We start from the raw sequence: 23,996 nt of genomic DNA, 5'->3' as shown, positions 1-23,996 counted from the left end.
CGTGATCCTCCACGACCGATGCACTAGCTGCGGAGAGCCCGCCGTTCCCCATCGCGGCGTCGATCCTCAATGTCATCAATGCGGTTTCGATCGCCGTGCATCGCCAGTGACCGCAGCTGATACAAGAGCGTTGCAACTCGAACACGCGATGCGCGCAGTGGCGTATGGAACAGGGGCGCCGCCGCCGCCGCTTCGCGACCTCCACCCCTTGGCGTACTTCGACCTGATACGACAGGTGTTCAGCGTTGTATCGTCGAATCCCCGCTCAGCACGCCTCCGGGAAACTGTAAGCCGCTACTTGGGTGCCGATCCCTCGCCACCTATCCGTTCGACCAAGAACGCGGCCTTTGAAAATCTTTCAACAGCCGACCGGCATCGCATGATCGCGATCGGTGCGTGTTTGTTAGAAGGATGGCCGTTTAACTTTATCGGTCATTGCGCCGAGGCTGGGATGTGGAAAAGCTGGGCTATGCGCGGCGATCAAAGGCACATCCCCTTCGCATATGCCGATACCGTCGCAACTTATCTTTCGCAGGCTTAATCAGAGCGAGCTTTCCACACCGGAAGACACGGTCACGCCACCTCGCTTTTTCGCATCTCGTTCTGCGGCTGACGCAATGGCCGCGTAATCTCGAAGAACCTTCTGCATGATCTTCACCTCGGCGAGCCCAACATCACTCGCTCCCACGAGCATCGCAGCCATGGCGCCTTCAAACCGATTAAGTCCAAACTCCGCTTCCAGCACTTGAAGCATGGCCGACAGGCGCCTTGTGACGGCATCGAAGTCAACTTCGCGGTCTGGCATACTCAACAAATTCGCCTCCTGGATCACAGAGACGCCCCGGCCAGAAGCCGGGTGTTCGTAACCCCGCGCGTAGCACAAGGCGCTGCCGCCTTTGAGCAGAGCCTTGGACATACGCGGCAGCCACCCGGCCGAGAAGCTCGACCGGACTACGCCTTCAACGGGGTTACGACGCCCCACGGACGGGATTGACCGTGCCGCGCGTCGTAGATCGCAGAAACAGACCCTATGGGCAACGGCCTGATGCCTGTACGAACATGACCTTGGCTTCAAAGGGCGTAATTTAGCGTGAGAGCGACATTTGTGCGGCACGGCCAGAGCACCGGAAATGCTGGTAAGCCGAGCGACGATCTCTCGTTGATCGAACTGACCGACCTCGGCTGGCAGCAAGCACGAGAAGTCGCCACATCGTGGGGTGAAACACCAACGCTTATGGTCACTTCGCCATACCTTCGCACGCGGCAAACAGCAGCGCCTACAATCGAGCGCTTTCCAGACGTACCGGTCGAGGTTTGGCCAATTGAAGAGTTCACATATCTTCAGCCTTCTCGGTGGAACGGAACCCTCAGCTCCACAAGGATGCCCTATTTGGAACGTTTCTGGAGCGCCGCCGACCCGACGTACTGCGATGGAGAAGGCGCAGAAAGTTTTGCAACGCTACTACGCCGCGCGGAAAAGGCGCTTGAGAGGCTATCGGCCTTATCGCCCGACGCTCTAGTTTACGTTTTTAGTCATGGTCAATTTATCCAGGCCGTCCGCGCTGTCATCAATGAAGGTCATTTGGACGACAAAGGAAAGATGGAGCGTTTCTGGAAGAAAGGTGCCCCGCCCGCGATCAGCAACGGACAGAGGCTAAATCTCCATTTTGGATCAAAGGGATGGCGTGAACAGCAAGTGCTAACCGAATAGTGAATCGATACGCTTCGTTCATGCCGTCGCAGATGCTCACTTCACCAAACTCAGCGTTTTAGCCGCTATAATTTTGCCAGCGAGTGGGCGAGAGCGATCTGAAGAGCGGCTTCGATCCCGTCAACCGCACCCCACAATCGCATCCGGAAAATTGAGACCGAGCAAGCATATACCGACAACCTATAGAATTTATCCTTGCTTGGCATAGCAAGCATCTCTACGCTAACCTTAGCAAGCATGGAGGTGGTATGGCCAGTAAGCAGAGCTTAGGCGGCAGCGAGCGCGCGAAGAAACTATCCCCGGAAGAACGGCGGGAGATCGCAGTCAATGCGGCCAAGGCGCGTTGGGCAAAAATATCAGACCCTTCCCGTCTGCCTGTCGCTACACATCAAGCCCCGCTTCATATCGGTGCAGTGGTCGTCGATGCGTATGTTCTCGACGACAAGCGAAGAATGATTTCAAAGGCGGCGATGGCCTCTGCGTTGGGGCTTCAATCGACTGGCGGCAATGCGTTTCTTCGGTCGATGACGCGACAAGCCGTGCGCTCCGGGATTAGCGAGGCGCTCTGGAAGGTGATCGAAAATCCCCAGCATTTCCGCCCTGCACCTACCGATTCAGGACCGGCCGGCCTCGTAATCGATGGGTACGAAGGGACCGTCCTAATCGATGTATGCGAGGTCTTGATCGACGCCGGTCGTGAAGGTCGCCTAAACCACTCGCAGCAATTTCTAGCCAAAAATGCAGAGATAATCCTACGCTCGGCAGCAAAACTCGGCATCGTCGGCCTTATCGATGAGGCGGTCGGCTTCTCTGGGCGCCAAAAGGACGAATATCGACAGCTATTCCAGCAATTTGTTCGAAGCGAGTGGGCGCAGTGGGAACGCGAATTTCCGGAAAAATTCGCAGATATGCTTTACCGACTATATGGTATTCGGCGATTTGATCCAACAAAATCCCAGCACCCTCGTTTTTTCGCAAATTTTACTCGGAAATTCATATACCACCCGCTCGCAAATAGCCGGGGCAAAATCCTCGAAATCTTGGACGAGAAGAACCCAGTAGTTTACGCTAATGGCGGCCGCCGGTATAAGCTCTTTCAGTTTCTCTCAGACGAGGTTGGAATGCCCGCAATTCGGGCTCATCTCTGGCAAGTTGTTGGTATTGGCAACGCATCAACCAACATCAAACAGTTTGAGCGCAATTTTTTCCGTGCGTTCCCAGAAGCGCTCCCGGTAGGGAAAAACTACGCGTTGGATCTAGAGGAACCGGAGTAATCGATTAGCTTACAGCTCTCGCGCTGCCGTGGAATGGGACGGACTAATTTCAATGTAACCGACAATTTCGGCCAAATAGCTGCCATCAGCGTTAACTGCTCCCTTATGTCGAAGTTCTCGCTGGAGCATAGGCTCAACTATCGAAGAAAAAAGCGCCAGACGCTGCTGGGACGAGAGCTTTGGTAGCGTAGGGCTGGCTTGCCAATATCGGTCATACTGACGCTCGATCGACGGTATCCGAACCCCCTCGTGGGTCACAGCGATCGGCTGTAGAAGGACGCGTCTGTCCCCGCTTGCCGTCGAGGTTTCCACCTTCCAAAAGGACAGGAGGCCCGTCTCAGCAACGTCGCTTGATGAGACGGATAGCCCGAGTTCTTCGGGCGTGGTGTTGCCCCAGCGTGCTAAGGCATCCTGCATGAGCGGATGGTCCAGCCCTAGCAAGTGCAAACCCTCATGGCTCGTCGCCGCATCACGGTTGGTAGTGAATCGGGTCGGCGAAGCACCGTTGCCTTCGAGGATGTATGTCTCCGCATCCAGCTTCTGGAGGGATTTGCCTTGATCGAGGGATGCCCCTTGGAAAAAGTGCAACAGCCGCGCCATGCTCGAAGAAATATCTGAGAATGGCTTGTAATCGTCGAGACTGAAACCGTCCAAATCTTGGAATAGTTCGAATACGACGGTTCGAGCCTCTTTCGAATTTGAGAGGGCGGCTTCGAGTTCGACATGCGTCCGCTTCAGCTCTGGATCGGAAAGCGCTTCTTGATAGAGACGGTCGTAATTTAGGCGCTCCGAGAGCTGGCCCAGAATCTGTGCCTTTAGGTCTTCGGCCACATTTCCTTCGTCATCCACCTTCCCGACAGTGCGCGCAATCTCGACGAGTTTCTCGTCGAGCAGCAAGAATATGCGGCCCTCGATCGTATCGGAAAGAACAAGATTATAGACCTGAGCCGTGTGATTCTGCCCATAGCGATGAATGCGGCCGATCCTCTGCTCTAGGTCCATCGGGTTCCATGGCAGGTCGAAGTTGAATAGAATCCTGGCGAACTGGAGGTTGATGCCTTCCCTGCCGGCAGCGGTGCAGACGAGGACGCGCGGGCCATCTTTCTGACGGAACTTCCGCTCAGCGGCAGTCTTCGCGCCGTGATCGCCGCCACGAAGGACCACCACACCCTGCCCCGGAAACGCTCGCTCGATTTCCTGCGCGATTAGGTCGACCGTGCCGAGGTAGGTCGCGAAGATGACGATCTTTTCCTGAGGGTTTTGCCGCCAAAGGGCGCCTAAACCATCGAGCAGTTTTTGGGCCTTGGTTTCACGCTGGACCGGAAAGGCGCTAAGAAGATCTCCGATCCGAAGGCGCTCTTCGGGCAGGTGGAGATCCACGACTGCCGATGCAGCCTCTTCCGCATGGATCGCCGAAAACTCGCTCGCATAGGGGTCTGAGGCCATTTCGAGCGCATCATCATCGAGCTTTCGTACCAAGCGATATTTGAGGTCTGCGAAAACGCGATCGACCTCGCTGCGCCCGATAGCGTCATGGCCGAGGTGAAATTCCTCATGGATGAGGGTTCGAGCTTCATCAGTCAGGCGTTCCCGACCCTCGATATCCATCTCCTTATCCCGAAGATGGGCCTCATGCAGCGTAAGCATGAGCAAACGGCGCTTCAGTGTCCGCCTCACCGCCGCAAAACTCGACGCCGCGATCTTCTGGAAAATCGCCATCAGGAAGCCGAGGGCGCGCCCTTTGCCCCCTTGCCGCTTCGCCAAGTCAAAGCCGTCTTCAAGATACTCCCTTAGTTTTTCATAGAAATAGCGCTCTTCATCACCCATCAGGAATGACTCAGTATGTACCCAACGGCGAGCAAACAACGGTGATCCATCGGGCTGGCAAGCATCTGCCTTGGTCCTGCGATACATCACTGTGTTCAGTCGATGTCGGTTCTCGACCATTTCCTCTGGCGTATTGAACAAGGTCGGATTGAGAAGCTGGATCAGCATCCAGAACTGGAAATGATTGCCCTGATGTGGCGTTGCCGACAGCAGAAGCAGATCGCGAGCATGGTCCTTGAGAGCTTCGGCTAGTTTGTAGTTTTCGGTCTTCCTGACTTTGCCTCCGGTACGATGAGCAGTCAGATGATGGGCCTCGTCGAAAACGACGAGATCCCAGCGCGGGGCTTCGAGGAGCCGCTTGATCCGAGCAGGGCGCTTCAGCGTGTCGATGCTGGCGATCAGCCGGTCATGCTTGGCGAAAGCGTTCGTCTTGCGATCGGTGATATCGCCTTCCGACCCGAAAATCTCGAAATCGAGATTGAAGACCTCATTCAGCTCGCGATGCCAATTATGGAGAAGGCCGGCTGGGACCACCATGAGGGCACGGTCTAGCTCGCCCCGGCTTGCAAGCTCGCGGAGAACCAAGGCCGTCTCGATCGTCTTCCCAAGCCCGACTTCATCGGCGATCAAAAATCTCCGTGGTGAAGCCGTCGCGATACGATGGGTCAGCACCACCTGATGGGGAAGCAGGTCGATCCGTGCAGAGGTTAGCGCGGAAGCGCTTTCCATTATCGGAAGGGCCTGAGCCTCAAATGACAGCCAAGCCCGTCGGGCGCGCTCGGCCCCTCCCTCCACAGATCCCAATATGCGTTCGGTTCGGGATAGCTCAGCTCGCAATGCCGAAAGAGATACCCGGCGCTCTCCGGCACTGAAGAAGGCGCGCAAATAGCCATCTCGCGCCGGCTCAATGACGACGCCCTGACCGAACTCCTGATGCGTGATCCGTTCGCCAGGAAGGAAGTCGTGTGACGTTTCCACGGTAGCCTCAGGTGATCCGGAGGTGGAAGAGGCCAGCGGGCTTTGCCCCCTGCCGTAGCAAGATCTCTTGGGGGTACTCGTTAGCCTCTCCCCAGAGGATGCGCCCAAAGGCCAACATGCTATCCGTATGAGGCGCAGCGCAGCGCCATTCGACGGAATCCGTGGCAGGATGAAGCTTGATGCGCCCTAGCCCGGATGGCAGCCAAAATAAAAGTGCGGCCTCGCTCTCGTAATGCGACTGGAACGATAGGATGGCATCCTTGACGGCATCACCTAGCCAGCTTTCAGCATCGTTGGGACTCAGCAGATCGAGGCACCCGTCCAATCCTGCTACGACCAGGGTGTTGTTCTGGTTGCTCGGCAAATCATCGGGCCAATTGCCCGCAGCGCGAAGGAACTGCCGGAGGCTCCAAACCTCATCGGCAGCGCAGACTTGGTTCCGGGCTTCTTCGTCCCAAATCCAGCTTGTTCCGCGGCGTTGCCAAACCGTGTCGAAGGTATGTTTCATAGCTCATACTCCTCGAACAGCGAGCCTTGGTGCGGCTTCACAGCCAGAGATGCGGCCCAAGAATTATAGATTGTCAGCGCCCGTAAAGCAGCGTTGCGATTGGATTGATCCGGACCATTACGCTGCAACCACTCCAGCAGCGGTTTCAGGGCGATGTGCGGCTTGAAGTTGTCATTCTTCAAAGTATCTGATGCGTTGATGCCGCTGCCATCAAAGCACGATCCTATAAGAACCAGCGCTTGATCCAAGTCGGATGTGAGCCGACGCTTATGGCGTCCCGACCAATCTCGGGCGAATGTCAGGGGATCGACCCTGGTGAAAACCTTCGCCTTTTCTGAACACCATCCACGCTGCTCAAATTCGTCTGGTGTAGTGATTGAACCCTTCAAAAACTTTTGAAGCTGATCGCGCTTCATTTCGGTCAATGCACCAAATGTTCGCAAAAACTGTCTCGTGATCGGCTCCGCATTAACGGGCGGTGGTTCTTTCCCCTTGTCGGCGTCTTCGTCGATTAGCTGGTTGATACCGACGAGGGCGTCCCTGACCGATATATTGCGACCTTCATCAACGTAAACCTTGCCGTAGTGGCGCGAAAAATACTCCAGCGCCTTACCCCGACGAATGACTTGAATGTCGGCAGCAGGAAGCCCCTCTTTCGCATGATTTTCCAGCATTGCTTGCAACTGGCGGACATCAGCCATTACCTCGCGACGCATCCTACCCCAGCTTACAGGAGTAGGCTCTTCAGTCCTTTTGCGGCAGACATGGATGATGTCATATTCAATCATTTTAGAGCCAAATTCCCCATCACCCTTCGTTTCATCCGAACGGATCGGGTATGTCGCCTCAAGGTAGTATCCCGCGTCAAAAAGGGATTCGAGGACGGCAACCCACGGTTCGTCCTCGCTGTGGTGGAAAGTAAAGGCTAGAATGCCGCCTGGTTTCAACATTCGGTGCGCTTCACGCCAGCACTGGGTCAACAGTCGGCGGTAGAAACCATCAGCGTCTTCAGGCTCACGAGCTTTGTTCGCAACGGCTTCAAGCGACTTAGGTGTATATTCCGACTCGAAATAATCGGGATAACGCCCTTTCAAAAGAAGCCTTAGCCATACGTAAAAAAAGTCTGATAACTCTGAATAATGAAGCAGCCCTCCAAAGGGCGGATCTGTAATAACGAGATCCACGCTTAGATCGGCGATGTTGGCGAGATCGGTCGATGAACGGCATAGTATGTCAGCGCCGAGAACTGGATCAGCCGGATAGACCTTCTCGCTCTTCCCTGCGAAACTGATAGCACTGGAATTTTCCATTTTCTTCAGGTTTTCAAATGCTACGAGTTCCCATGGTTCATCGTGCCACTTGGCTCCTTTCGACAGCCAATCATGTATCGCTCCAATGTTGCCAGCACCAACACTGCTGAAAAGAGAACCCTCAACAACATTACTCTTTGGATGAAAGTTATTATTAGAGAAATGTGGAATGAGCTTGTCATACTCGGCTTGATAGATACCAAACATGCAATGGTAGCGAAGTGCTTGCACATAAGTAGCCAAAACCGATTCCACGGCAGCTCTGGAGTAACCTCGGGCTTCAGCCTGATCCAAATCCTTTAGAAAAAGTGCATGCACGAGGAGTTGTCTCGGATTGAACATGGTCCACCAATGCGTGAAGCCATGCCCCTCTCTGATATCTCCATTGGCCATGCTCGTCATGAAGCCATAGGGAATTTTCGACTGCGGCCAGTAACCTGCCAGATCAGTATCTTTGCGCGCCTCCCATTCTAAAGAGGCTCTGCTATACCGGTCAGCAATGGCGCCATTAAAAGGCGAGAAGAACCTTCCACCGTAAGGTGCACCGCCTTTATCTCGGGTCGGCGAGTAACACTGAACCGCATAAGCCGACATAGGGCCGTTCTTGCCGCTTGCCTTCACGGTAGCGAGGACGTCCTGAACAGTCCCGCAGGCACCGCATACGTAGTGAGATCGCTTCGGCACGGTTCCAGCCTCTGGATTGAAGCTGGCCTGCGTGTCCGGGCATGTCACCTGATCCGGCATATGCCCACGCACTTCGAGTAGCTTGATCTTTGAGGCTCGTGTGCTGTTCCAGCGCTCGGATGACGTGGCATCATCTTGCGAGGTGCCACCATAGGGCTGCCCGTCTGAAGCCGTCTTCGGGCACCCTGCAAGCCAGTCCGGATGGACAATCAGGCTCAACTCAATCTTTTTGTTCGAACCCTTCGCTAGCTTGACTAGCTCCGTGTAGCCACACTCAGGGCAAACCACGCCCCGTTTTTTATCAAGAACCGAATACGGTTGCTCTGCTGGTGAAATGTATAGCGGAACATCTGGAGCAATGCGGACGTCATTCTCCTCAATATGGAATGATGAACCACACTTTTTGCATTCGTGTTCCCAATGCTTAACGCTAATACTCTTTTCGGCCATTACGGGGCTCGTCATGATCGGCGTTCGATGACCACAACCCGTCACCTGACACGGCCCATGCTTTGCCCAGAAGGTGTAAATCACTTCCGGCCCAGAGTAGCTATAATCGCAGCGCTGATCCGGACTCAGCTTTATAGGATCGAAATCGCTAGGCATGACCTTCTTTGAAGAGATATGGGTCCATTGACCCTTTTCGCCATTCGGTCCGTCGCAACTATAAAATGGCATGATTTGGGGCTTTATTCTCCCCTCTATGTCACCGAGCAGTCTTGTAATCTCATCGACTTCGACGCTAGCAAGCTCCTGCTTCACTACAAACCACGCAACAGGATTAAGGTCGTTTCCCAGCATCTTCATGCCGAGTCTCGAACCTTCAACCAGGGTAGTCCCACCGCCCATAAATATATCGGCAACCCGCAGGTCTTTGAATGAGCCTTTCCTTTGGTGGTTAGCGTAGTAATTATCCCAAATCAGTTTCGCCGCATGGGATTTGTCTTCCGGCGCTTTTGTAGCAGCCGAAAGCAGCATGGACCGGAATACGCTGGAACGACGCCTCGCCCACCACTTTGACATTTGGTATATTGGTTTACCAGCATTACCTTCGATTATAGCGACTTGATTGATAGGCAGGATTGGAAAGTCAACCTCTAGACAGGTCTTCGGCCGATTTGGGTCATTGAAATCAACAGTTTCAAGAGACACTGCCTTGCCAGCGCCGACCAGCCTGGCGACTTCCTGCGCCATCAACTCTTTTTTCGATGCCATCTGGGCAATTCCTATTTGGTAAGCTCGACGAAGGGGGAAAGGACTTCCAAAATTGATAGCCCGCCATGCGTCATTGTTGGGTATCCGCCGGGGCTTTTCCATTTCCACCGACCGACAGCGAGACGACAATCTCCATGGGAGGTCGCAATCTGCATTGCGACGGGAGGGACGAATGGACCGCTTTCTCCCCTTCCGCGTGCATTGCGCCCGCTAGAGAAGGTCGATTTGAGAAATGTGCCTACTTCGCCGTCAGCGTCAGGAAAGTAGCCGGTTGCCGCATATCCGTGGTCAGAAGTGATAACCAGGCGCCGCCCTGTAGCGAGGCGCTCTACGAACGACCAGAAATCGGTGCTGTTGAGCTGTTCGGCTGCGTCACGGCTCAAGGTATCTAAACCTTGCCCGGCAACAGCTCCTTCGTGCACCTTGCTGTCCGGCCAATGGTGCCAAAACAGCCAGTTTTTGCTCGAATTTATGAGCCCCTCGCAATCTTTCCAGGGCATGTCGACGGATTCAGTAGCGGCGGGTTGCAGCTTGTGCGATTGGCCCCCGCCATTATTCTGCAACTGACTGCGGCTTCCAAGGCCCAGGGCCTTGGCAAACTCGTTCGTTTCTCCGGGCAGTTCCGAGCCGTAAGCGGAAACCTCGTGAACAGCAAAGCCGCGCTCGATCGCCCCCTGTAGAATCCACGGAAGCTCTCGGAGGGAAAGCCCGTCCAATATTAGAATGGCTTTGGCACTGTATGGCTCTGCCCACCAGCGGGCTAAACGTGCGGAATTACGTTCGACAGAATCCCCAAAATCCTGCCACAAATCCCAAGCTGCCGATGACACGAACTGATCGAGGAGGCCCACTTCGCGCTCGCGCTTTATGACCTCGCTTGGAGCATTGGCCGGAGAGAGCGGTTTCGAGGCTATGTCCAAGACGCGCTCGATTATAGTATCCCATGCGTCCTTGGCAGAGCCTTGGATGAGGCCGGCCACAACGGCAGCATTCAGCGCCATTATTCGCCTTCCTTCTCAAGACTAATTTCGAACGTCATGCCGTCAGGGAGCTTCTTCAGCAGCTCTCTGAGCTGAGCGCCGTTAGCCGCAGCAACCCGGATCGCAACGTCGGCAACCTTCGTTGCCGGCCCGATACCCCACCCTTCTAGTTTGCCGATCAGATTAAGAGAGGACGTGGCCGGGGTGCTAAACGGTGTGCGAGCCTTTGCGCCAGCAGCCGATGCTTCTCCGAAGATGCTTGTAGGCGGCGGGGTCGTGCCCTGCCCCGCGTCAACTTTGCTGCCTTCGTCGTGGATCGGCGACACTGGCGCAGGATTACCAAACAGACCATCCCCCTGCGGTGCTGCGCCTGATTGCGGGGTCGCGGGCGCGCTGCCGCCCGTACTTGGGGCGGCAGAAGGTAGCAGGAGCGTTATCTCATCTAACTGCCGTCCGGTATAAGACAGCTTCGGCCTGAGACGCTTCCAAGCAAGATCGTCATCCTCCCCAGAGTGAGCCTGCAAAAGCTCCATGCCACGAAGATTGATAGCGATTTTGCCTTTCGCGCATAGGCGGACGATCCGCTCCTTCATGGCGGTTTCACCGAGCCAAGGGATGCAGTCCTGTCCCGCTGGGCGAGGCTCCTGCAACTCGCGGAGGAGCTTGCCGACTGACGAATTGTCAGTGGCGGCCGCTATGACAAGATCCTCGAAATCCTCGGGAACAAAAAGGTCGTTTATGAGGGTCTCTACAATGGATTCCGGTATCTGAGCGCCTTGTTTTTTCAGTGTCTCCACGCTGAACAAGCATTGCGACGGGTCAGCGAAATTCCAACGATGAAGGACCGCAAATCTATCGAACCGCTTTTTCAGAATGTCTCGTAGCGCAGTTTCAAACTCCGTGTGGAGCTTTTTGTATTCCGGGCTTTGGCCGCTCCACTCTTGAGCCTTCATCTCGGCACGGGCGAGAATTAAGAGGTCGCGATCCTGAAAGGCATTCAAGGTTCCAGCGCCGGGCAGCAGAAAGCGGACCGTATTCCGCTTTGTCTGGAGCTGATCCTTGAGCCAGCGCCCCAACACTGGGGCCAAGTTCTCGGGCTCCTCCGGTAGCACCAAGATCGGAAGCCGATCGTCCCAGCGATCAGGGCGTTCGGCATCATCTAGCTTGGACCATGGATCGCTTTGCCATCCACGAGGCAGGGCGATGACGCGATACTGTTTGGCGACCTCATCCGTTCCGCTGATGACGTATCGGATTTGCTTCGTTAGTTGAAGTTGATCCGATCCATCCGTGAATAGCTTATCGTTCCTCGCGCAAGCCATGAGCTTAGCACGCGGGTTCTCTTCCTCGCGGAATACGAGACGCATACCGTCTTGATGAATATTGAAGCTATTCTCGACAATTGTAGATAGTTCGGCTTGAAAGCCGTTATCGTCTATTGGAGAGCCGTGGGTAATATCGACCTGTAGTGTTGCCGGTTCGGCGCCAGCCATGTTTCCGACGGCGATGGATCGCAACCAGAGCGCGCCGATCACTTCCTGCAAATGCGGGAGCAGGGTGGCGTGGTCGGCTACCGCTTCGGTAACGGAAATGATGTTCTGCCGAGCTTTCGCCCGAAGGGTGCGATGATGCTCATTCGAGACTGAGTCCAACAGGGCGCCGATCCCGGAGCCATCGTCGTCGAGCCGGAAATCTGCCGCTGTCAGAATCGGCGAAGCATCCCCCCTACTCTTGTAGAGGTTGGCGAGAATGCGGATCATATCGCGCGTTTCCTGGGCGTCGGTCGCGATCAGAACCTGCTCTTCAAGCAAGCGGAGGAGGTGCGGCGCGTAGGGCCACGACTCGTTGAACTCGCTTCGCTTGCGTTCCTGCTCGGCGGGGGGGACATCCAAAAGCCTGAAATTCTGCGAAACATGCGTCTCAATTGAGGCAGCTATGGTCACATTCGAAATCTGAAGTCGGTTCTCGAACAGGCGATGGAGAAGCATCCGACGCCGATCTTGCTGGATGCGCTCGGCGTTGCCTCCAGCTTGGAAGTCGATAGCTACAGGGTTGACCCGATGCACTTGCTGATAGGCATCGCTGCTACCATTTCGGACCGAGATCACGAGAACGAGAAGATCGGGCCTCTCTTTGGCGATCTCCGATAGAATTTGGATAAAATTGAAAGCCCATACCTTCCACGGGTATTGCTTGGTGTTCGTTAGACCGTCGAACCAGGTTTGAAATTCGTCGAGAAGCAACATCGTTGGTGCTTTTTCGAGCATCTCAACGATGAGCTGATCGGATGGGATGTCGGTTTTGGCAGCGCCCATCCCTTCCCACTTGCCCTTAATGTATGCGCCATGGGGATGACGATCAAAGAGCAAGTCCCACAGGAATTTGTAGCGTTGCCGATGAAGGCTCTCGCCGATCACGGTCATCGGATCACGCAGGCTGATGGCAGCTAGGCTAGCGTCGCCAAGCGTGACAGACCAATTTTTGAGCCACGACTGGGTGGAAGCGGGATCATTAACGGAATGGTATAGCGCCGCCATCAAGTGCGATTTACCCAATCCTCGCTCACCGATAACGACAACGGGGCGCCCCTTTCCTGGACCAACAGCCTCAATGCCCTTCAACAGGTCATGGGTAGGGTATGTGATGTTCAAAAACTCCTGCGCCGCAATCTGCGTGGCGCCGGTATTTGAGTCATTCGATAGTTCAATCGCAGTGCCCTTGAGGCGCTTGCTCTTGAACTCTTCGCGTAGCGTCAGACCCAACATAATCAGTTATTACCCCCGTTTGACGGAAAGCTCGCCCCCCGCTTCTCGTCACCACCATCTGTATGGTGCTGAGATTGAAGATCGCGACCAGTTTCGATCGAAGCTGGCATGAAGCGATAAACACTACCGCGTGAAATCCCCAGGCGCCGAGCGATGTGGGCAGGCTTCACGCCCTCCGCCGCCAGCTTTCTTATCTCCTCGGGATCTATCCTTGCCTTACCACCCTTGTAGACGCCCCTCGCTTTCGCAGCCTGTATCCCTTCAGCTTGCCGTTCGCGGCGAAGGTTCGTCTCAAATTCTGCGAATACGCCGAGCATGTCGAGGAACGCTTTCCCGGCCGCGGTGCCCGTGTCGATCGGCTGCTCGGTCGCTTTCAACACGACCCCCCGGCCCTTCAATTCGTGAACTATGTCCTGAAGATCCTTCATCGACCGCGCTAATCGGTCGATGCGGGTCACGACCAGTGCGTCACCCTCCCGCAAAAAGTCGAGGAGGGTTTGAAGCTCCGTGCGCGATCCCCGCTCGGTGCCCGACTTTTTCTCTGATCGGATGGTCTGGCAACCGGCAGCACGTAGAGCAGCGACCTGAATGCCGAGGTCTTGCTCTGATGTTGATACGCGGGCGTAACCAAAAAGTGACATGCGGGCCTCAAGTGTTCAATCAGGCTCTAGACCCGCCGTGAGATGTGTTCAATAGCTGAATTTTCGACCCTGTTTGAACGCTAAAGGTGTATGAGGCAATGGGTTCGTTGACGGTATACCCTGATTGACAGAAATAGTAGGCCACAGTCGAGTTGGGAAACTGACATGATGAAGCGCGCGTACCACTTTACACGGCCATCTCAAGACGAGCTTCTATCTAGTTGGCTAAGGCGGGTAGCTATCAATTTGGGTTTTACAAATACGAGGCCCCTTCTGAAGGCGCTCGACTGGCCAGTCTGTACAAATTTAGAAGTAGATTTCGCCTGCCCGCCCGATCTTCAGGCTAAAATAGCTAGAAACACGACGGCCGGCCTTCACACTATCAAACGTAATTCCACCACGTCATACGTCAGACTTCCTTCTCCCGAACGTCCTTCTTTTAAGGCCGAGATGGTGGGTTACGTATGGGGTCAATCTACGAAAGACATACTGAACCAAGTCAGGTTGATTTCCAAGTCAGGATGCGAATCTCTGATCGTCAAAAAGCCATCCAGTGTAATATACTCGCAATTTCAGCGTGAGTTGGCTTTTACATATATGATGAAATCTCCGGCGGGAACAACTTTTGTATTTAGCCATTATTCAGCGCTTGCATGGAATCCAGAAACCCTAGCGGAGCGATTGGATGAAGCAGTCAAAAAAGGAATTAGAGTTCATTTCGCTCGGAGCGGCGTGACATTTTCCGCCCCCGAGGAAGTAAGTGTTTTTTACAGAGTTTTAGAGTTTCTAGAAACAACAAGAAAGCGCTCGCCGCTTTCCGGGAGGAAGCGCAACCCGTCACATGCGAAAGCGGGGAGAAAAAGCGCCCTCACAAATGAGGATCATAGGGACGCCAAAAGTTTATTCCTAAGTGGAAAGGCAACGGCATACGACCTGTCATTACACTATGGCATCTCACTAGCGACAATGTACCGATATCTAGGTCGCGATGCTGTAGCCTCTGGCCCCATTCCTGATTTGCCTTCGATAGAGTCTTCGAACAGGAAGAAAAAGATGGGAGGGCGCAAGCCAATACTTTCAGCGGAACAAGTGGATTTAGTACGCGCACTGTACGCATCCCGAGAGCTGAGCCCGAGACAGCTGCAAGCGAAGTTTGGCATCAGCTCCGCGAGCCTCTATAGATATTTGGACAAGGCGAACGCCTCCAGATGAGCGCCAAGAGGGCCATTCTAGAGACTACGCCGCGCGAGCCGATGGTCGGCATTAAATTTCGTCAGTGCAGCCCATCTCTCCCCGATGCAATATGTCGGTCCCTCGCCACACCACCGCCGGTCAGCGCCGCCATCGATGCCGAGTGATGCGGGGTTCGGAACGGCCGCACCCGCGTCATCCGTCCGCCGGTCAGCGTCCCCGCGACCGACGCAACCATCGACACCTCCAGCGCCTCGGCCGCATCCAGCGGCGGCAGGATGCCCGGCAGGCACGACGCGAGCAGCGACTTGCCCGCGCCGGGCGGTCCGACCATCAGCAGATTGTGACCGCCCGCCGCCGCGATCTCCAGCGCGCGCTTGGCGGTCTCCTGCCCCTTCACCTGCGCGAGATCGTTGCCGCTCCAGCCATCCTCCGCCCCGCCGGGCTTCGGATTGCCCAGCAGTTGCTCGCCCTTCAAATGATTGAGGAGCGACAGCAAATCCGGCGCGGCGACGACCGGCGTGCCCGCCCATGCCGCCTCCGCCCCCTGTTCCGCCGGGCAGATCAGCGACCGCCCCTCCCCGCTCGCCAGCATCGCCGCCAACAGCACGCCGGGCGATCCGGCGATCCGTCCGTCGAGGCTCAACTCGCCGACGACGACAAAGTCGCTCAACCCTTCGGCGTCGACCACACCCATCGCCGCCAACAGGCCGAGCGCGATCGGCAGGTCGTAATGCGATCCCTCCTTCGGCAAATCGGCGGGCGAGAGGTTCACGGTGATCCGCTTGGGCGGCAGCGACAGGCCGATCGCAGCGATCGCAGCGCGGACCCGTTCGCGGCTTTCGCCCACTGCCTTGTCGGCCAGCCCGACCACGACGAATGCCGGGACGCCCGGTGCCAATTGCACCTGAACCTCCACCCGCCGCGCCTCCAGCCCGAGATACGCCGCCGTCGATACGATCGCGACCATGAATGCCCCTATTCCCCTTGGCCAGCCGTGTCCCGCATCGGGTCGACGCGGTCAAGCGACAGGGCATCGCAGGCGTCTTGAACCCGCAACACACGGGTGGCATGGCGACATATCATGCAGATCCTCCTCCTGGCGCTCGGTGCTTTGCTGATCCTCGCGACGCCGGTGGTCGCGGTGCTGCCGGGACCGGTCGGGATCTTCACCTTCGCCGCCGGGCTGGCACTCATTCTACGCAACTCGCGCTGGGCGCGACGCCGCTTCGCCCGGACCATGCGACGTTTCCCGCGGATGCGCGCCCTCTCCGACCGGGCGCTACGCCGACCCAGCGCGAGACGGCGGCGGCTGCGTGCCGGGATCGTCGCCTCGTCCGTTGACTTGGAAACCGCGCATCGCTAAGGGGCTGACCACGCGGCCGCCGTCACTGGCGGCTTTTTACGTTCTAGCAGTTTGAATACCCGGGGAATGAGTGATGAAGCGGACTTTTCAGCCGAGCAACCTGGTACGTGCCCGTCGTCACGGCTTCCGCTCGCGCATGGCGACGCCGGGCGGCCGCAATGTGATCCGCGCCCGTCGTGCGCGCGGCCGCAAGAAGCTGTCGGCCTAATCAAAATGCTTCGCCGCCGGGATTATCTGGCGGCGAATGCGGGACGCCGGGCCCCCATGCCCGGCTTCGTCCTGTTGGTGCGACCGCGCCGTACGGACGAACTGGCCGAATCGCCGAATGCGATGCGAATCGGCATTACCGTATCGAAGAAGGTCGGCAACGCCGTCATCCGTAACCGGATGAAACGGCGTTTTCGCGCGCTTGCTGCCGAAATGCTGCCCGATCTGGGCATCGTCGGTGCCGATCACGTGCTGATCGGACGGGCGAGCGGGATCGAACGCCCCTTCGACGATCTCAAGGCCGATCTGACCAAGGCATTGCGCAAGGTCCGGCGGTGACCGGCGACGGCGAATCGCCCCGGCCGGGCATCGCCGCCCGCGCGCTGATGCTCATCGCGCGTGCGTGGCAATTGGGGCCGTCGCTGATCCTGCCGCCGTCCTGCCGCTATCAACCTTCCTGTTCGGCCTATGCAATCACCGCCATTGCCCGCTATGGCGCGGCAAAGGGGGGCTGGCTGGCCGCGAAACGTATCGCGCGCTGCCATCCCTGGGGCGGGCACGGCCACGACCCGGTGCCTTAGAGCCTGAGGATTTCGCGTGAAGAACGACCAGAAGAATTTCCTGCTGTTCGCGGTACTGGCTGCGCTGGTGCTGTTCGGCTGGCCGTATATCGCCAACCACTTCTTCCCGGCTGCCAATCCGCCGGTGACGAAGCTGGAGGACGGCAAGAGCAAGCCCGTCGCCAATCCGGCGACCGATCCCGCCGCCGACACCGCGAACGCGATTCGCGACCGGGCGATCGTCCTGCGCGAAACCCCGCGCATCGCGATCGAGACGCCCAGCGTGCAAGGGTCGATCAACCTGCGCGGCGGGCGGATCGATGACCTCGTGCTGGTGAAGCACAAGGAAACGATCGCCGCCAACTCGCCGCCGGTGCGCCTATTGTCGCCGTCGGGCACCGCCGACGCCTATTTCGCGCAGTTCGGCTGGAGCGGCACCGGCGTGTCGGCACCGCCCGCCGATGCGCTGTGGACCGCGAGCGGCACCAAGCTGACCCCGCGGGCCCCGGTCACGCTGTCGACCACCGTCGGAACGCAGCGCTACCAAATGCAGATTTCCGTCGATGACGGCTATATGTTCACCGTCCGCCAGAGCGTGGCGAATGCCGGTCCGCAACCGATCCAGGTCGCGACCTACGGCCTGCTCAGCCGCCGCGGCGCGCCGATCGACAAGGATACGATGACGATCCAGGTCGGCCCGGTCTACGAAGCCGGCAACGGCGTGAAGTTCGACGTCGATTACAAGGATATCGACGAAGCTCCCGAGGCGTTCAACACCAAGGGCGGCTGGCTGGGCTTCACCGACCATTACTGGATGACCGCGCTGATCCCCGATCAGGGCGTGCAGCATACGCTGACGCTCAAGGGCGGCGACCAGCGGCATCAAGCGGACTATCGTTCGCCGACGCTGACCGCGCTCGCGCCGGGGCAGGCGCTGACGCAGAGCGTCCGCTTCTTTGCCGGTGCCAAGGAGAACAAACTGCTCAACGCCTATGAGGCGCAGGGCGTGCCCTATTTCTCGCGCTCGATCGACTGGGGCTGGTTCCGCATCGTCGAGGAGCCGATCTTCGTCTATCTCGACTGGCTGTTCCGTCTGGTCGGCAATTTCGGCGTCGCGATCATCCTGCTGACGGTGACGATCCGCGGCCTGATGTTCCCGATCGCCCAGCGCCAGTTCGCGTCGATGGCGGCGATGCGCGCGATCCAGCCCAAGCTGAAGGCGCTGCAGGAGCGGTACAAGGACGACAAGCCGCAACTTCAGCAGAAGATGATGCAGCTGTACAAGGAAGAGAAGGTCAATCCGGTCGCCGGCTGTCTGCCGACGCTGATCCAGATTCCGATCTTCTATGCGCTGTACAAGGTGCTGTTGCTGACTATCGAAATGCGGCACCAGCCGTTCGTTGGCTGGATCAAGGATCTGTCGGCACCCGATCCGGCGACGATCCTCAACCTGTTCGGTTATCTCGACTTCACCCTGCCGCACTTCCTCGCGATCGGCATCGTACCGGTGCTGCTCGGCATCTCGATGTATTTCCAGTTCAAGCTGAACCCGGCGCCGATGGACGACATGCAGAAGCAGGTCTTCGGGCTGATGCCATGGGTGCTGATGTTCATCATGGCGCCGTTCGCCGTCGGCTTGCAGGTCTACTGGATCACGTCGAACCTGCTGACCATCGCGCAGCAGCAGCTGCTCTATTCGCGGCATCCGGCGCTCAAGCAGGCGGCTGCCAAGTGAGCGACCTGCCGCCCCCGCCGCCGGGCGACGACCGCTTCGATCCCGACCAGATCGAAGCGGCGCGCAAGATCTTTGCGGGGCCGATCCAGTTCCTGAAGTCCGCGCCGTCGCTCGAGCATCTGCCATCGCCTGACGTGCCGGAGATCGCCTTTGCCGGACGATCGAACGTCGGCAAGTCGTCGCTTTTGAACGCGCTGACCGGCCGTACGTCGCTGGCGCGGACGTCGGTCACGCCGGGTCGGACGCAGGAATTGAACTTCTTCGACATCGGGACGCCGCTCAAACTGCGGCTGGTCGACATGCCCGGCTATGGTTTTGCCAAGGCGCCCAAGGACATGGTCCGCAAGTGGCGCTATCTGGTGAACGACTATCTGCGCGGACGGCAGGTGCTGAAGCGGACGCTGGTGCTGATCGACTCGCGCCACGGCATCAAGGATGTCGACCGCGAGGTGTTCGAAATGCTCGACAAGGCCGCGACCAGCTACCGCATCGTCCTGACCAAGACTGACAAGATCAAGGCGACCGAACTCGACGCGGTCTATGCCGCGGTCGGTGAAGAAGTACGCAAACGCCCGGCCGCGCACCCCGACGTCATCTCGACATCGAGCGAAAAGGGCATGGGCATCGCTGAACTGCGGGCGGCGGTGATCGAGTCGATCGGCTGACCTTTGCGGTCAAGCCCCTCCCTGACAGGGAGGGGTTGGGGTGGGTCGGCCAATTGGCGGACGTAAGCGTTCCTCGCAAGCCGCGCCCCCCCGGCCCCTCCCTTCCAGGGAGGAGAGAAATCACCCCTGCCGCGACACAAACAACCCTGCCCCCAGCGCCACCGCCCCCACCGACAGCGCACAGGCGACCACCATCAACACCCCGTCGCGCACCAGCAGCGCGATGCCGAAGGCCATGATCGCCGCCATCGGCGCGGTACTGGCAAAGGGGAGTAGTTCCAGCGGCGGTACCGTCAGGCAAAGCAGGATGATCGCGATGCCAGCGACCTTGACCATCGGTCCCTTGGTCAGCGCAGGCAGCCGGTCGTGGAACCATTTGTCCATGCGTTTCGCGATCGGCCGCCCCTTGTCGACGACCTTCTGCAACTTCTCGCCGCTCATTCCGCGATTGGCGAAGAAGCCCGGCAGCCACAGATGCTCGCGTCCCAACACCAGCTGGATCGCCAGCAAAGCCAGCACCGCCGCCAACGCGGTCGGCAGGCCGGGAATGCCGCCGACCGGCGAAATCTCGATCATCGGCAGGACGATGAGGAACGGGCCGTAAGCGCGGTGACCCATCGTCTCCAGCATGTCGCCCAGCCGCACCTTAGCCCCGCCGGCCTGCTCGCCCAGTTCCTGCAACCGGTCGAGTACGTCGCCCACGCTGTGCAGGTCACCGCTTTTGTCGTTATCCGCCATGGCGTCGGCAACGGATCGTTTCGGTCGCGGTTCCAATGGCTCGACACGCTGGGACCGACGTGGCACGACCGCGCCCATGCTCAAGCTCATCATCGGGAACAAGGCCTATTCCTCCTGGTCGCTGCGCGGCTGGCTGGCGGCCAAGCTGTCGGGCCTGCCGTTCGAGGAAGTCGTCGTACCGCTCTACGACGCCGACTGGGACAAGCGCCGCGAAGGCGACGAGTTCGCGCCGTCGTCGGGAAAGGTACCGATCCTGTGGGACGGCGACGAGATCGTCGTGTGGGACAGTCTGGCCATCGTCGAATATCTGAACGAAAAATCGGGGGGCGAGAAATTCTGGCCCACCGATCCCGCCGCGCGCGCGATGGCGCGGTCGATGGCGGCGGAGATGCATTCGGGCTTCGCGCCGCTGCGCCGCAAGCACAGCATGAACGTCCGTCAGGTCTATGATCCGACCCAGCCCGACGACGATGTGCTGGCCGACCTGTCGCGCATCTACGAGCTATGGGCGCAGGCGCGGGCGCGGTTCGGCCATGGCGGCGACTATTTGTTCGGCGAGTTCGGCGCCGCCGACATCATGTTCGCACCCGTAGCGACGCGGATCGTCACCTATTCGCTGCCCTGCCCGCGCTTCGCGATGGGGTACATCATTACCCTCATCAACCATCCGTGGATGCAGGACTGGATCGCCGCCGCGCAGGAAGAGGAATGGGTGCTGGAGCAGTATGAGCAGGTCGTGAAGTAAATCCTCCCCGGTACGGGGAGGATTTACGCCAAAAACGCAGCGATCGCGTCGCCCAGTTCCTTCTTTACCACCGCGCTCATGTGATTGCCCGGCGTCTCGACCAATCGCGCATCGGGCAACAGGTCGGCGAGCGCCCGATGGCTGCCATTATCGTCATCTTCCTCGCCGGCCAGCACCAGTACCGGCTGAGCGATGCCGGCAAGTTCCTCGCGCGACGTGTCAACAAAGGTGCCGAGGATGCCGAGCAACGCCACCGGATCGCCGCCGGTGGTCTTGAGAAACGCCTCCGCCATCCATTCCGGCGACCCACGCTCGAAACTGCCGAGATTGGTCAGGATCCGCCAGAAATGCGCCGCCCGCCGCCCGGTATCGAGCAGCCCTTCCAGCCCCATACCGCTCAACACCAGCCTGCCCGGCGTGGCGCCCATCGTCACCATCCGCACCGCCGTCCGCGCGCCGAGCGAATAGCCGCCTAGATCATAGTCGGTCAGCCCCAGTTGCTCGATCAGCGCCATGCCGTCCTTCGCCAGCGCATCGGACGGATAGGCGGCGGCATCATGCGGCCGGGCGCTTGCCCCATGCGCGCGCAGGTCGGGCATGATGACCCGGCGGCCGAGTGCCGCAACCTTTGCCGCATGGCCGTATTTGATCCAGTTGGTCTGTGCGTCGCTGAAATACCCATGGATCAGCACCACCGGCCGACCCTCGCCCAGTTCGGTCCAGGCGATCTCGACACCATCGAAGCTGGCGAAACGATGGGTCGTGGGTTCAGGATGTGCCAAGTGCGTTCTTCCAACGTTCGACGGTGGGGTCATGTTCGTCGGCGCGATATTCGGGCAGCCCGCGCGTGTCGAGCCATTACGGGTGCCAACTCTCGACCCTGAAATGGTGATGCGGCTGGAAACGCGCCGGTTCGTCGAAGCTGCTGATCGTCAGGTCGATATTGTCGCCATCGGGAAAATCGAAGCTGAGCGGCGTTCCGCATTCGCGACAGAAACCGCGCCTGGCGATCGGCGACGATTCGTACAGGTCGGACCGACGGTCCCACGCCACGTCGCGCCTGGCGACATGCTTGAACGCGATCGATACGCCGCCGGTCGCGCGCTGACACATCCGGCAATGGCACAGATACGCCTCTTCATCGCGGATCGTCACCGTATAGCGAACCCGCCCGCACTGACACCCGCCCGACATGATTTCGGCCATGCGCTTTCTCCGTTGCGCTGCCACAACCGCATCCGCACCACGCGGGTTCCGATCCGCATTGCGATCCGGTGCCGATCACGGCACCCTCGCATCAACGCACCCGATCGGAGGTCGTCATGCTGCTCGCCCTGCTACTGCAAACCACCCCCGCACCGCCGCCCGCACCGCCGGTCATGCCGCTTGGCCATCACGGCGGCATGGCGGCGATGACCTGCCCCGTCGGCGGTGAGACGTTCGAGGCATGGCGATCGGGCACCTACAGCACCTATGGCTCGCGCCCCGACGGGAAGCCGTACAGCTACATGCCCTTCCCTTTTCCGCTCCCCGAATGCCCGTCGAACCGGCTGGTGGTGTTCGACGACTTCACCCCGGCGGACGTCGCCAAGCTGACGACGCTGATCGCCACGCCCGACTATCGCTCCCTAGTCGCAGGCGACGTACCCTATTACCGTGCAGCATGGCTGGCGAACCGGCTCGGTCGGCCGGAGACCCAGTCGCTATGGCTGCTGCTGCGCGCGATCTGGACGGTAACGCCCGACGCGATGACGCAGGGCGATGCCGCACTGTCCAAGCGGTATCAGACCGAATTCGCCGCCCGCGTCGCTACCCTTCCCGCCACGACCGATCCGGCAGAGCGACGTGCACTGTCAGCGCGCGGAGCCAATGCGCTCCGCCAACTCGGCCGGTTCGACGAAGCCGAAGCGATGCGCCGTACCGCCGCCGCCCTGCCACCAGCGTCGGGGGAAGGCCCCGCTGAAACCAGCGGCTGGAAGCGCTTCCTGACCGAACTCGCCCCGGTCATCGCCGCGCGCGACACCCGAATCGAACCGATCGCGCTGCTCGGCGACATGCAGCAACCGCTCGCCTGTATCGATGCCGATGCGCTGACCGCCGCCGATCGCACGATTTGCGATAGCGAACCGGTGGCAAGCCAGGTCGCCGAACTGCGGCGATCGCGTGCGAAGACGCGGTCGAATTAGCCGCTTCACCTCTCACCCGATCCGCGATAGTGCAGCGCGCAACAAAAGAACAACGGGGGAGGATGCCGGCCTGACCGGAGACTGACGCCATCGCCCCCGCCCTGCCCCATGAAGTTGTGCCACACAGCCGGTCCGAGGACGTCTATGCCATCGTCGTCGGATGTGTGATGATCGCGCTCGGTCTGGCGTTGCTGCGTGCCGCGGGGCTGGTCACCGGTGGCATCGCCGGAGTTGCGCTGCTGGTATCCTATCTCATCCCGCTGCCGACCGGCGTGTTGTTCACGCTGATCAACATCCCCTTCTTCCTGTTCGCCAAACGGGCGATGGGCACGCGGTTCATGCTGCGCACGATCGCGGTCAATGCCGGCATCGCGCTGTTCTCGACGATGGCGCGATACGGCTTTCGCATCGTCGAGGTGCATCCGGCCTTTGCCGCGATTGCCGGTGGCACGGTGATCGGCATGGGCATCCTCGCGCTTGCCCGCCACGATGCGGGGGTCGGCGGGACCGGCGTGGTGACTTTGTGGCTGCAACGCACGCGGGGCTGGAATGCCGGCCGTACCCAGATCGCGATCGATCTCGGCATTCTTGCGGCATCGTTCGCGGTAGTGGCGCCGGTGCAGGTCGCATGGTCGGCATTCAGCGCCGCGGCGATCAGCGGCATCCTGATCGCGTGGCACCGGCCGGGACGCTATACCGGTTATTGACGC

At 58.8% G+C, this 23,996-nt stretch carries 23 protein-coding genes and 1 pseudogene; 13 read left to right on the top strand and 11 right to left on the bottom strand.

The features are described from left to right. Positions 1 to 208: 208 nt before the first annotated feature. Positions 209 to 541, top strand: a complete 333-nt coding sequence (locus tag ASE59_RS20480) for a hypothetical protein (protein ID WP_235515643.1) — start codon at positions 209 to 211, stop codon at positions 539 to 541. Here the strand turns inward: ASE59_RS20480 and ASE59_RS00555 are convergent, their stop codons facing one another. Next, complete coding sequence (locus ASE59_RS00555; RefSeq protein ID WP_056450818.1) at positions 542 to 916, bottom strand: hypothetical protein; 375 nt, start codon at positions 914 to 916, stop codon at positions 542 to 544. A 174-nt stretch (positions 917 to 1,090) separates the two neighbouring features. On the opposite strand from ASE59_RS00555, the gene ASE59_RS18905 reads away from it, so the two are divergent. Continuing rightward, entirely contained in the window at positions 1,091 to 1,711 is a 621-nt protein-coding gene (locus ASE59_RS18905) for a histidine phosphatase family protein (RefSeq protein WP_082457985.1), read from the top strand. Between the two features lie 248 nt (positions 1,712 to 1,959). Continuing rightward, the gene (locus tag ASE59_RS00550; RefSeq protein WP_082457984.1) at positions 1,960 to 2,985 is read left to right on the top strand and encodes a P63C domain-containing protein; all 1,026 of its coding nucleotides are present in this window, start codon (positions 1,960 to 1,962) and stop codon (positions 2,983 to 2,985) included. Positions 2,986 to 2,994: 9 nt separating this feature from the next. On the opposite strand, the gene ASE59_RS00545 is transcribed toward ASE59_RS00550, so the two are convergent. Genes ASE59_RS00545 through ASE59_RS00520 form a run of 6 tightly spaced genes read right to left on the bottom strand, consistent with a single transcriptional unit; the run spans position 2,995 to position 13,893 of the window. Beyond that, positions 2,995 to 5,790 carry a DEAD/DEAH box helicase gene (locus tag ASE59_RS00545; RefSeq protein WP_056450811.1) on the bottom strand — a complete coding sequence of 932 codons (2,796 nt, stop codon included), beginning with the start codon at positions 5,788 to 5,790 and terminating at the stop codon, positions 2,995 to 2,997. Positions 5,791 to 5,797: 7 nt separating this feature from the next. Beyond that, complete coding sequence (locus ASE59_RS00540) at positions 5,798 to 6,298, bottom strand: hypothetical protein (RefSeq protein WP_056450808.1); 501 nt, start codon at positions 6,296 to 6,298, stop codon at positions 5,798 to 5,800. Next, entirely contained in the window at positions 6,295 to 9,507 is a 3,213-nt protein-coding gene (locus tag ASE59_RS20475) for an SAM-dependent methyltransferase (RefSeq protein WP_056450805.1), read from the bottom strand. Before ASE59_RS20475 ends, ASE59_RS00540 begins: the two co-directional genes overlap by 4 nt. 11 nt (positions 9,508 to 9,518) lie before the next feature. After that, on the bottom strand, positions 9,519 to 10,508 hold the full coding sequence (locus tag ASE59_RS00530; RefSeq protein ID WP_056450803.1) for a hypothetical protein: 990 nt from the start codon (positions 10,506 to 10,508) through the stop codon (positions 9,519 to 9,521). Continuing rightward, the gene (locus ASE59_RS00525; protein ID WP_056450793.1) at positions 10,508 to 13,252 is read right to left on the bottom strand and encodes a DUF499 domain-containing protein; all 2,745 of its coding nucleotides are present in this window, start codon (positions 13,250 to 13,252) and stop codon (positions 10,508 to 10,510) included. Before ASE59_RS00525 ends, ASE59_RS00530 begins: the two co-directional genes overlap by 1 nt. Positions 13,253 to 13,254: 2 nt before the next feature. After that, positions 13,255 to 13,893, bottom strand: coding sequence for a recombinase family protein (locus ASE59_RS00520; RefSeq protein WP_235515591.1), 639 nt, complete (start codon positions 13,891 to 13,893; stop codon positions 13,255 to 13,257). 165 nt (positions 13,894 to 14,058) lie between these two features. Here ASE59_RS00520 and ASE59_RS19390 point away from each other — a divergent pair, with 165 nt between their 5' ends. Then, positions 14,059 to 15,105, top strand: coding sequence for a hypothetical protein (locus ASE59_RS19390; protein WP_156359811.1), 1,047 nt, complete (start codon positions 14,059 to 14,061; stop codon positions 15,103 to 15,105). Positions 15,106 to 15,211: 106 nt separating this feature from the next. Here ASE59_RS19390 and ASE59_RS20850 read toward each other — a convergent pair. Beyond that, positions 15,212 to 16,054, bottom strand: a pseudogene (locus ASE59_RS20850) (YifB family Mg chelatase-like AAA ATPase); the annotation flags it as partial. Between the two features lie 114 nt (positions 16,055 to 16,168). Here ASE59_RS20850 and ASE59_RS00510 point away from each other — a divergent pair. From ASE59_RS00510 to yihA, 6 genes are all read left to right on the top strand, one after another. Next, positions 16,169 to 16,450, top strand: a complete 282-nt coding sequence (locus ASE59_RS00510; protein WP_056450790.1) for a hypothetical protein — start codon at positions 16,169 to 16,171, stop codon at positions 16,448 to 16,450. A gap of 73 nt (positions 16,451 to 16,523) precedes the next feature. Continuing rightward, a complete protein-coding gene (gene rpmH, locus ASE59_RS00505; RefSeq protein ID WP_055760664.1) occupies positions 16,524 to 16,658 on the top strand; it encodes a 50S ribosomal protein L34 in 135 nt (44 codons plus the stop codon). A gap of 5 nt (positions 16,659 to 16,663) precedes the next feature. Beyond that, positions 16,664 to 16,996 carry a ribonuclease P protein component gene (gene rnpA / locus ASE59_RS00500; RefSeq protein ID WP_056450786.1) on the top strand — a complete coding sequence of 111 codons (333 nt, stop codon included), beginning with the start codon at positions 16,664 to 16,666 and terminating at the stop codon, positions 16,994 to 16,996. A 29-nt stretch (positions 16,997 to 17,025) separates the two neighbouring features. Then, positions 17,026 to 17,238: a membrane protein insertion efficiency factor YidD gene (gene yidD / locus ASE59_RS00495; RefSeq protein WP_056452573.1), complete on the top strand. Its 213-nt coding sequence runs from the start codon at positions 17,026 to 17,028 to the stop codon at positions 17,236 to 17,238. A gap of 16 nt (positions 17,239 to 17,254) precedes the next feature. Further along, positions 17,255 to 18,952: a membrane protein insertase YidC gene (yidC, locus tag ASE59_RS00490; protein ID WP_056450783.1), complete on the top strand. Its 1,698-nt coding sequence runs from the start codon at positions 17,255 to 17,257 to the stop codon at positions 18,950 to 18,952. After that, entirely contained in the window at positions 18,949 to 19,617 is a 669-nt protein-coding gene (yihA, locus tag ASE59_RS00485; protein WP_056450778.1) for a ribosome biogenesis GTP-binding protein YihA/YsxC, read from the top strand. Before yidC ends, yihA begins: the two co-directional genes overlap by 4 nt. Before the next feature lie 120 nt (positions 19,618 to 19,737). Here the strand turns inward: yihA and ASE59_RS00480 are convergent, their stop codons facing one another. Beyond that, entirely contained in the window at positions 19,738 to 20,355 is a 618-nt protein-coding gene (locus ASE59_RS00480; RefSeq protein WP_056450772.1) for an exopolysaccharide biosynthesis protein, read from the bottom strand. A 76-nt stretch (positions 20,356 to 20,431) separates the two neighbouring features. On the opposite strand from ASE59_RS00480, the gene ASE59_RS00475 reads away from it, so the two are divergent. Then, complete coding sequence (locus ASE59_RS00475; RefSeq protein WP_056452570.1) at positions 20,432 to 21,100, top strand: glutathione S-transferase family protein; 669 nt, start codon at positions 20,432 to 20,434, stop codon at positions 21,098 to 21,100. A gap of 23 nt (positions 21,101 to 21,123) precedes the next feature. Here ASE59_RS00475 and ASE59_RS00470 read toward each other — a convergent pair whose 3' ends face one another. Together ASE59_RS00470 and ASE59_RS00465 are read right to left on the bottom strand one after the other, a co-directional pair. Next, positions 21,124 to 21,882 (bottom strand): alpha/beta fold hydrolase, encoded by a 759-nt coding sequence (locus tag ASE59_RS00470; RefSeq protein WP_235515589.1) that lies wholly within the window; start codon positions 21,880 to 21,882, stop codon positions 21,124 to 21,126. 76 nt (positions 21,883 to 21,958) lie between these two features. Further along, positions 21,959 to 22,306 carry a GFA family protein gene (locus tag ASE59_RS00465; protein WP_321163206.1) on the bottom strand — a complete coding sequence of 116 codons (348 nt, stop codon included), beginning with the start codon at positions 22,304 to 22,306 and terminating at the stop codon, positions 21,959 to 21,961. 116 nt (positions 22,307 to 22,422) lie between these two features. Here ASE59_RS00465 and ASE59_RS00460 point away from each other — a divergent pair, with 116 nt between their 5' ends. Beyond that, entirely contained in the window at positions 22,423 to 23,286 is an 864-nt protein-coding gene (locus tag ASE59_RS00460; protein ID WP_156359810.1) for a hypothetical protein, read from the top strand. A 167-nt stretch (positions 23,287 to 23,453) separates the two neighbouring features. Continuing rightward, a complete protein-coding gene (locus ASE59_RS00455) occupies positions 23,454 to 23,993 on the top strand; it encodes a YitT family protein (protein WP_082458070.1) in 540 nt (179 codons plus the stop codon). The last annotated feature ends 3 nt before the right edge of the window (positions 23,994 to 23,996 follow it).

Source organism: Sphingomonas sp. Leaf10 (assembly GCF_001421245.1).
Classification (GTDB): Bacteria; Pseudomonadota; Alphaproteobacteria; order Sphingomonadales; family Sphingomonadaceae; genus Sphingomonas.
The sequence above is the reverse complement of the archived record's forward strand: the minus strand, read 5'-3'. Positions and strand labels throughout refer to the sequence as shown.

Bases quoted from the DNA above. Each gene is read 5' to 3' on its own strand.
- ASE59_RS00555 (WP_056450818.1), bottom strand. From the start codon at position 916: ATGTCCAAGGCTCTGCTCAAAGGCGGCAGCGCCTTGTGCTACGCGCGG.
- ASE59_RS00550 (WP_082457984.1), top strand. From the start codon at position 1,960: ATGGCCAGTAAGCAGAGCTTAGGCGGCAGCGAGCGCGCGAAGAAACTA.
- ASE59_RS00540 (WP_056450808.1), bottom strand. From the start codon at position 6,298: ATGAAACATACCTTCGACACGGTTTGGCAACGCCGCGGAACAAGCTGG.
- ASE59_RS20475 (WP_056450805.1), bottom strand. From the start codon at position 9,507: ATGGCATCGAAAAAAGAGTTGATGGCGCAGGAAGTCGCCAGGCTGGTC.
- ASE59_RS00530 (WP_056450803.1), bottom strand. From the start codon at position 10,508: ATGGCGCTGAATGCTGCCGTTGTGGCCGGCCTCATCCAAGGCTCTGCC.
- ASE59_RS00525 (WP_056450793.1), bottom strand. From the start codon at position 13,252: ATGTTGGGTCTGACGCTACGCGAAGAGTTCAAGAGCAAGCGCCTCAAG.
- ASE59_RS00520 (WP_235515591.1), bottom strand. From the start codon at position 13,893: ATGTCACTTTTTGGTTACGCCCGCGTATCAACATCAGAGCAAGACCTC.
- ASE59_RS19390 (WP_156359811.1), top strand. From the start codon at position 14,059: ATGATGAAGCGCGCGTACCACTTTACACGGCCATCTCAAGACGAGCTT.
- ASE59_RS00510 (WP_056450790.1), top strand. From the start codon at position 16,169: ATGCAGATCCTCCTCCTGGCGCTCGGTGCTTTGCTGATCCTCGCGACG.
- rpmH (WP_055760664.1), top strand. From the start codon at position 16,524: ATGAAGCGGACTTTTCAGCCGAGCAACCTGGTACGTGCCCGTCGTCAC.
- rnpA (WP_056450786.1), top strand. From the start codon at position 16,664: ATGCTTCGCCGCCGGGATTATCTGGCGGCGAATGCGGGACGCCGGGCC.
- ASE59_RS00480 (WP_056450772.1), bottom strand. From the start codon at position 20,355: ATGGCGGATAACGACAAAAGCGGTGACCTGCACAGCGTGGGCGACGTA.
- ASE59_RS00475 (WP_056452570.1), top strand. From the start codon at position 20,432: ATGCTCAAGCTCATCATCGGGAACAAGGCCTATTCCTCCTGGTCGCTG.
- ASE59_RS00465 (WP_321163206.1), bottom strand. From the start codon at position 22,306: ATGGCCGAAATCATGTCGGGCGGGTGTCAGTGCGGGCGGGTTCGCTAT.
- ASE59_RS00460 (WP_156359810.1), top strand. From the start codon at position 22,423: ATGCTGCTCGCCCTGCTACTGCAAACCACCCCCGCACCGCCGCCCGCA.
- ASE59_RS00455 (WP_082458070.1), top strand. From the start codon at position 23,454: ATGATCGCGCTCGGTCTGGCGTTGCTGCGTGCCGCGGGGCTGGTCACC.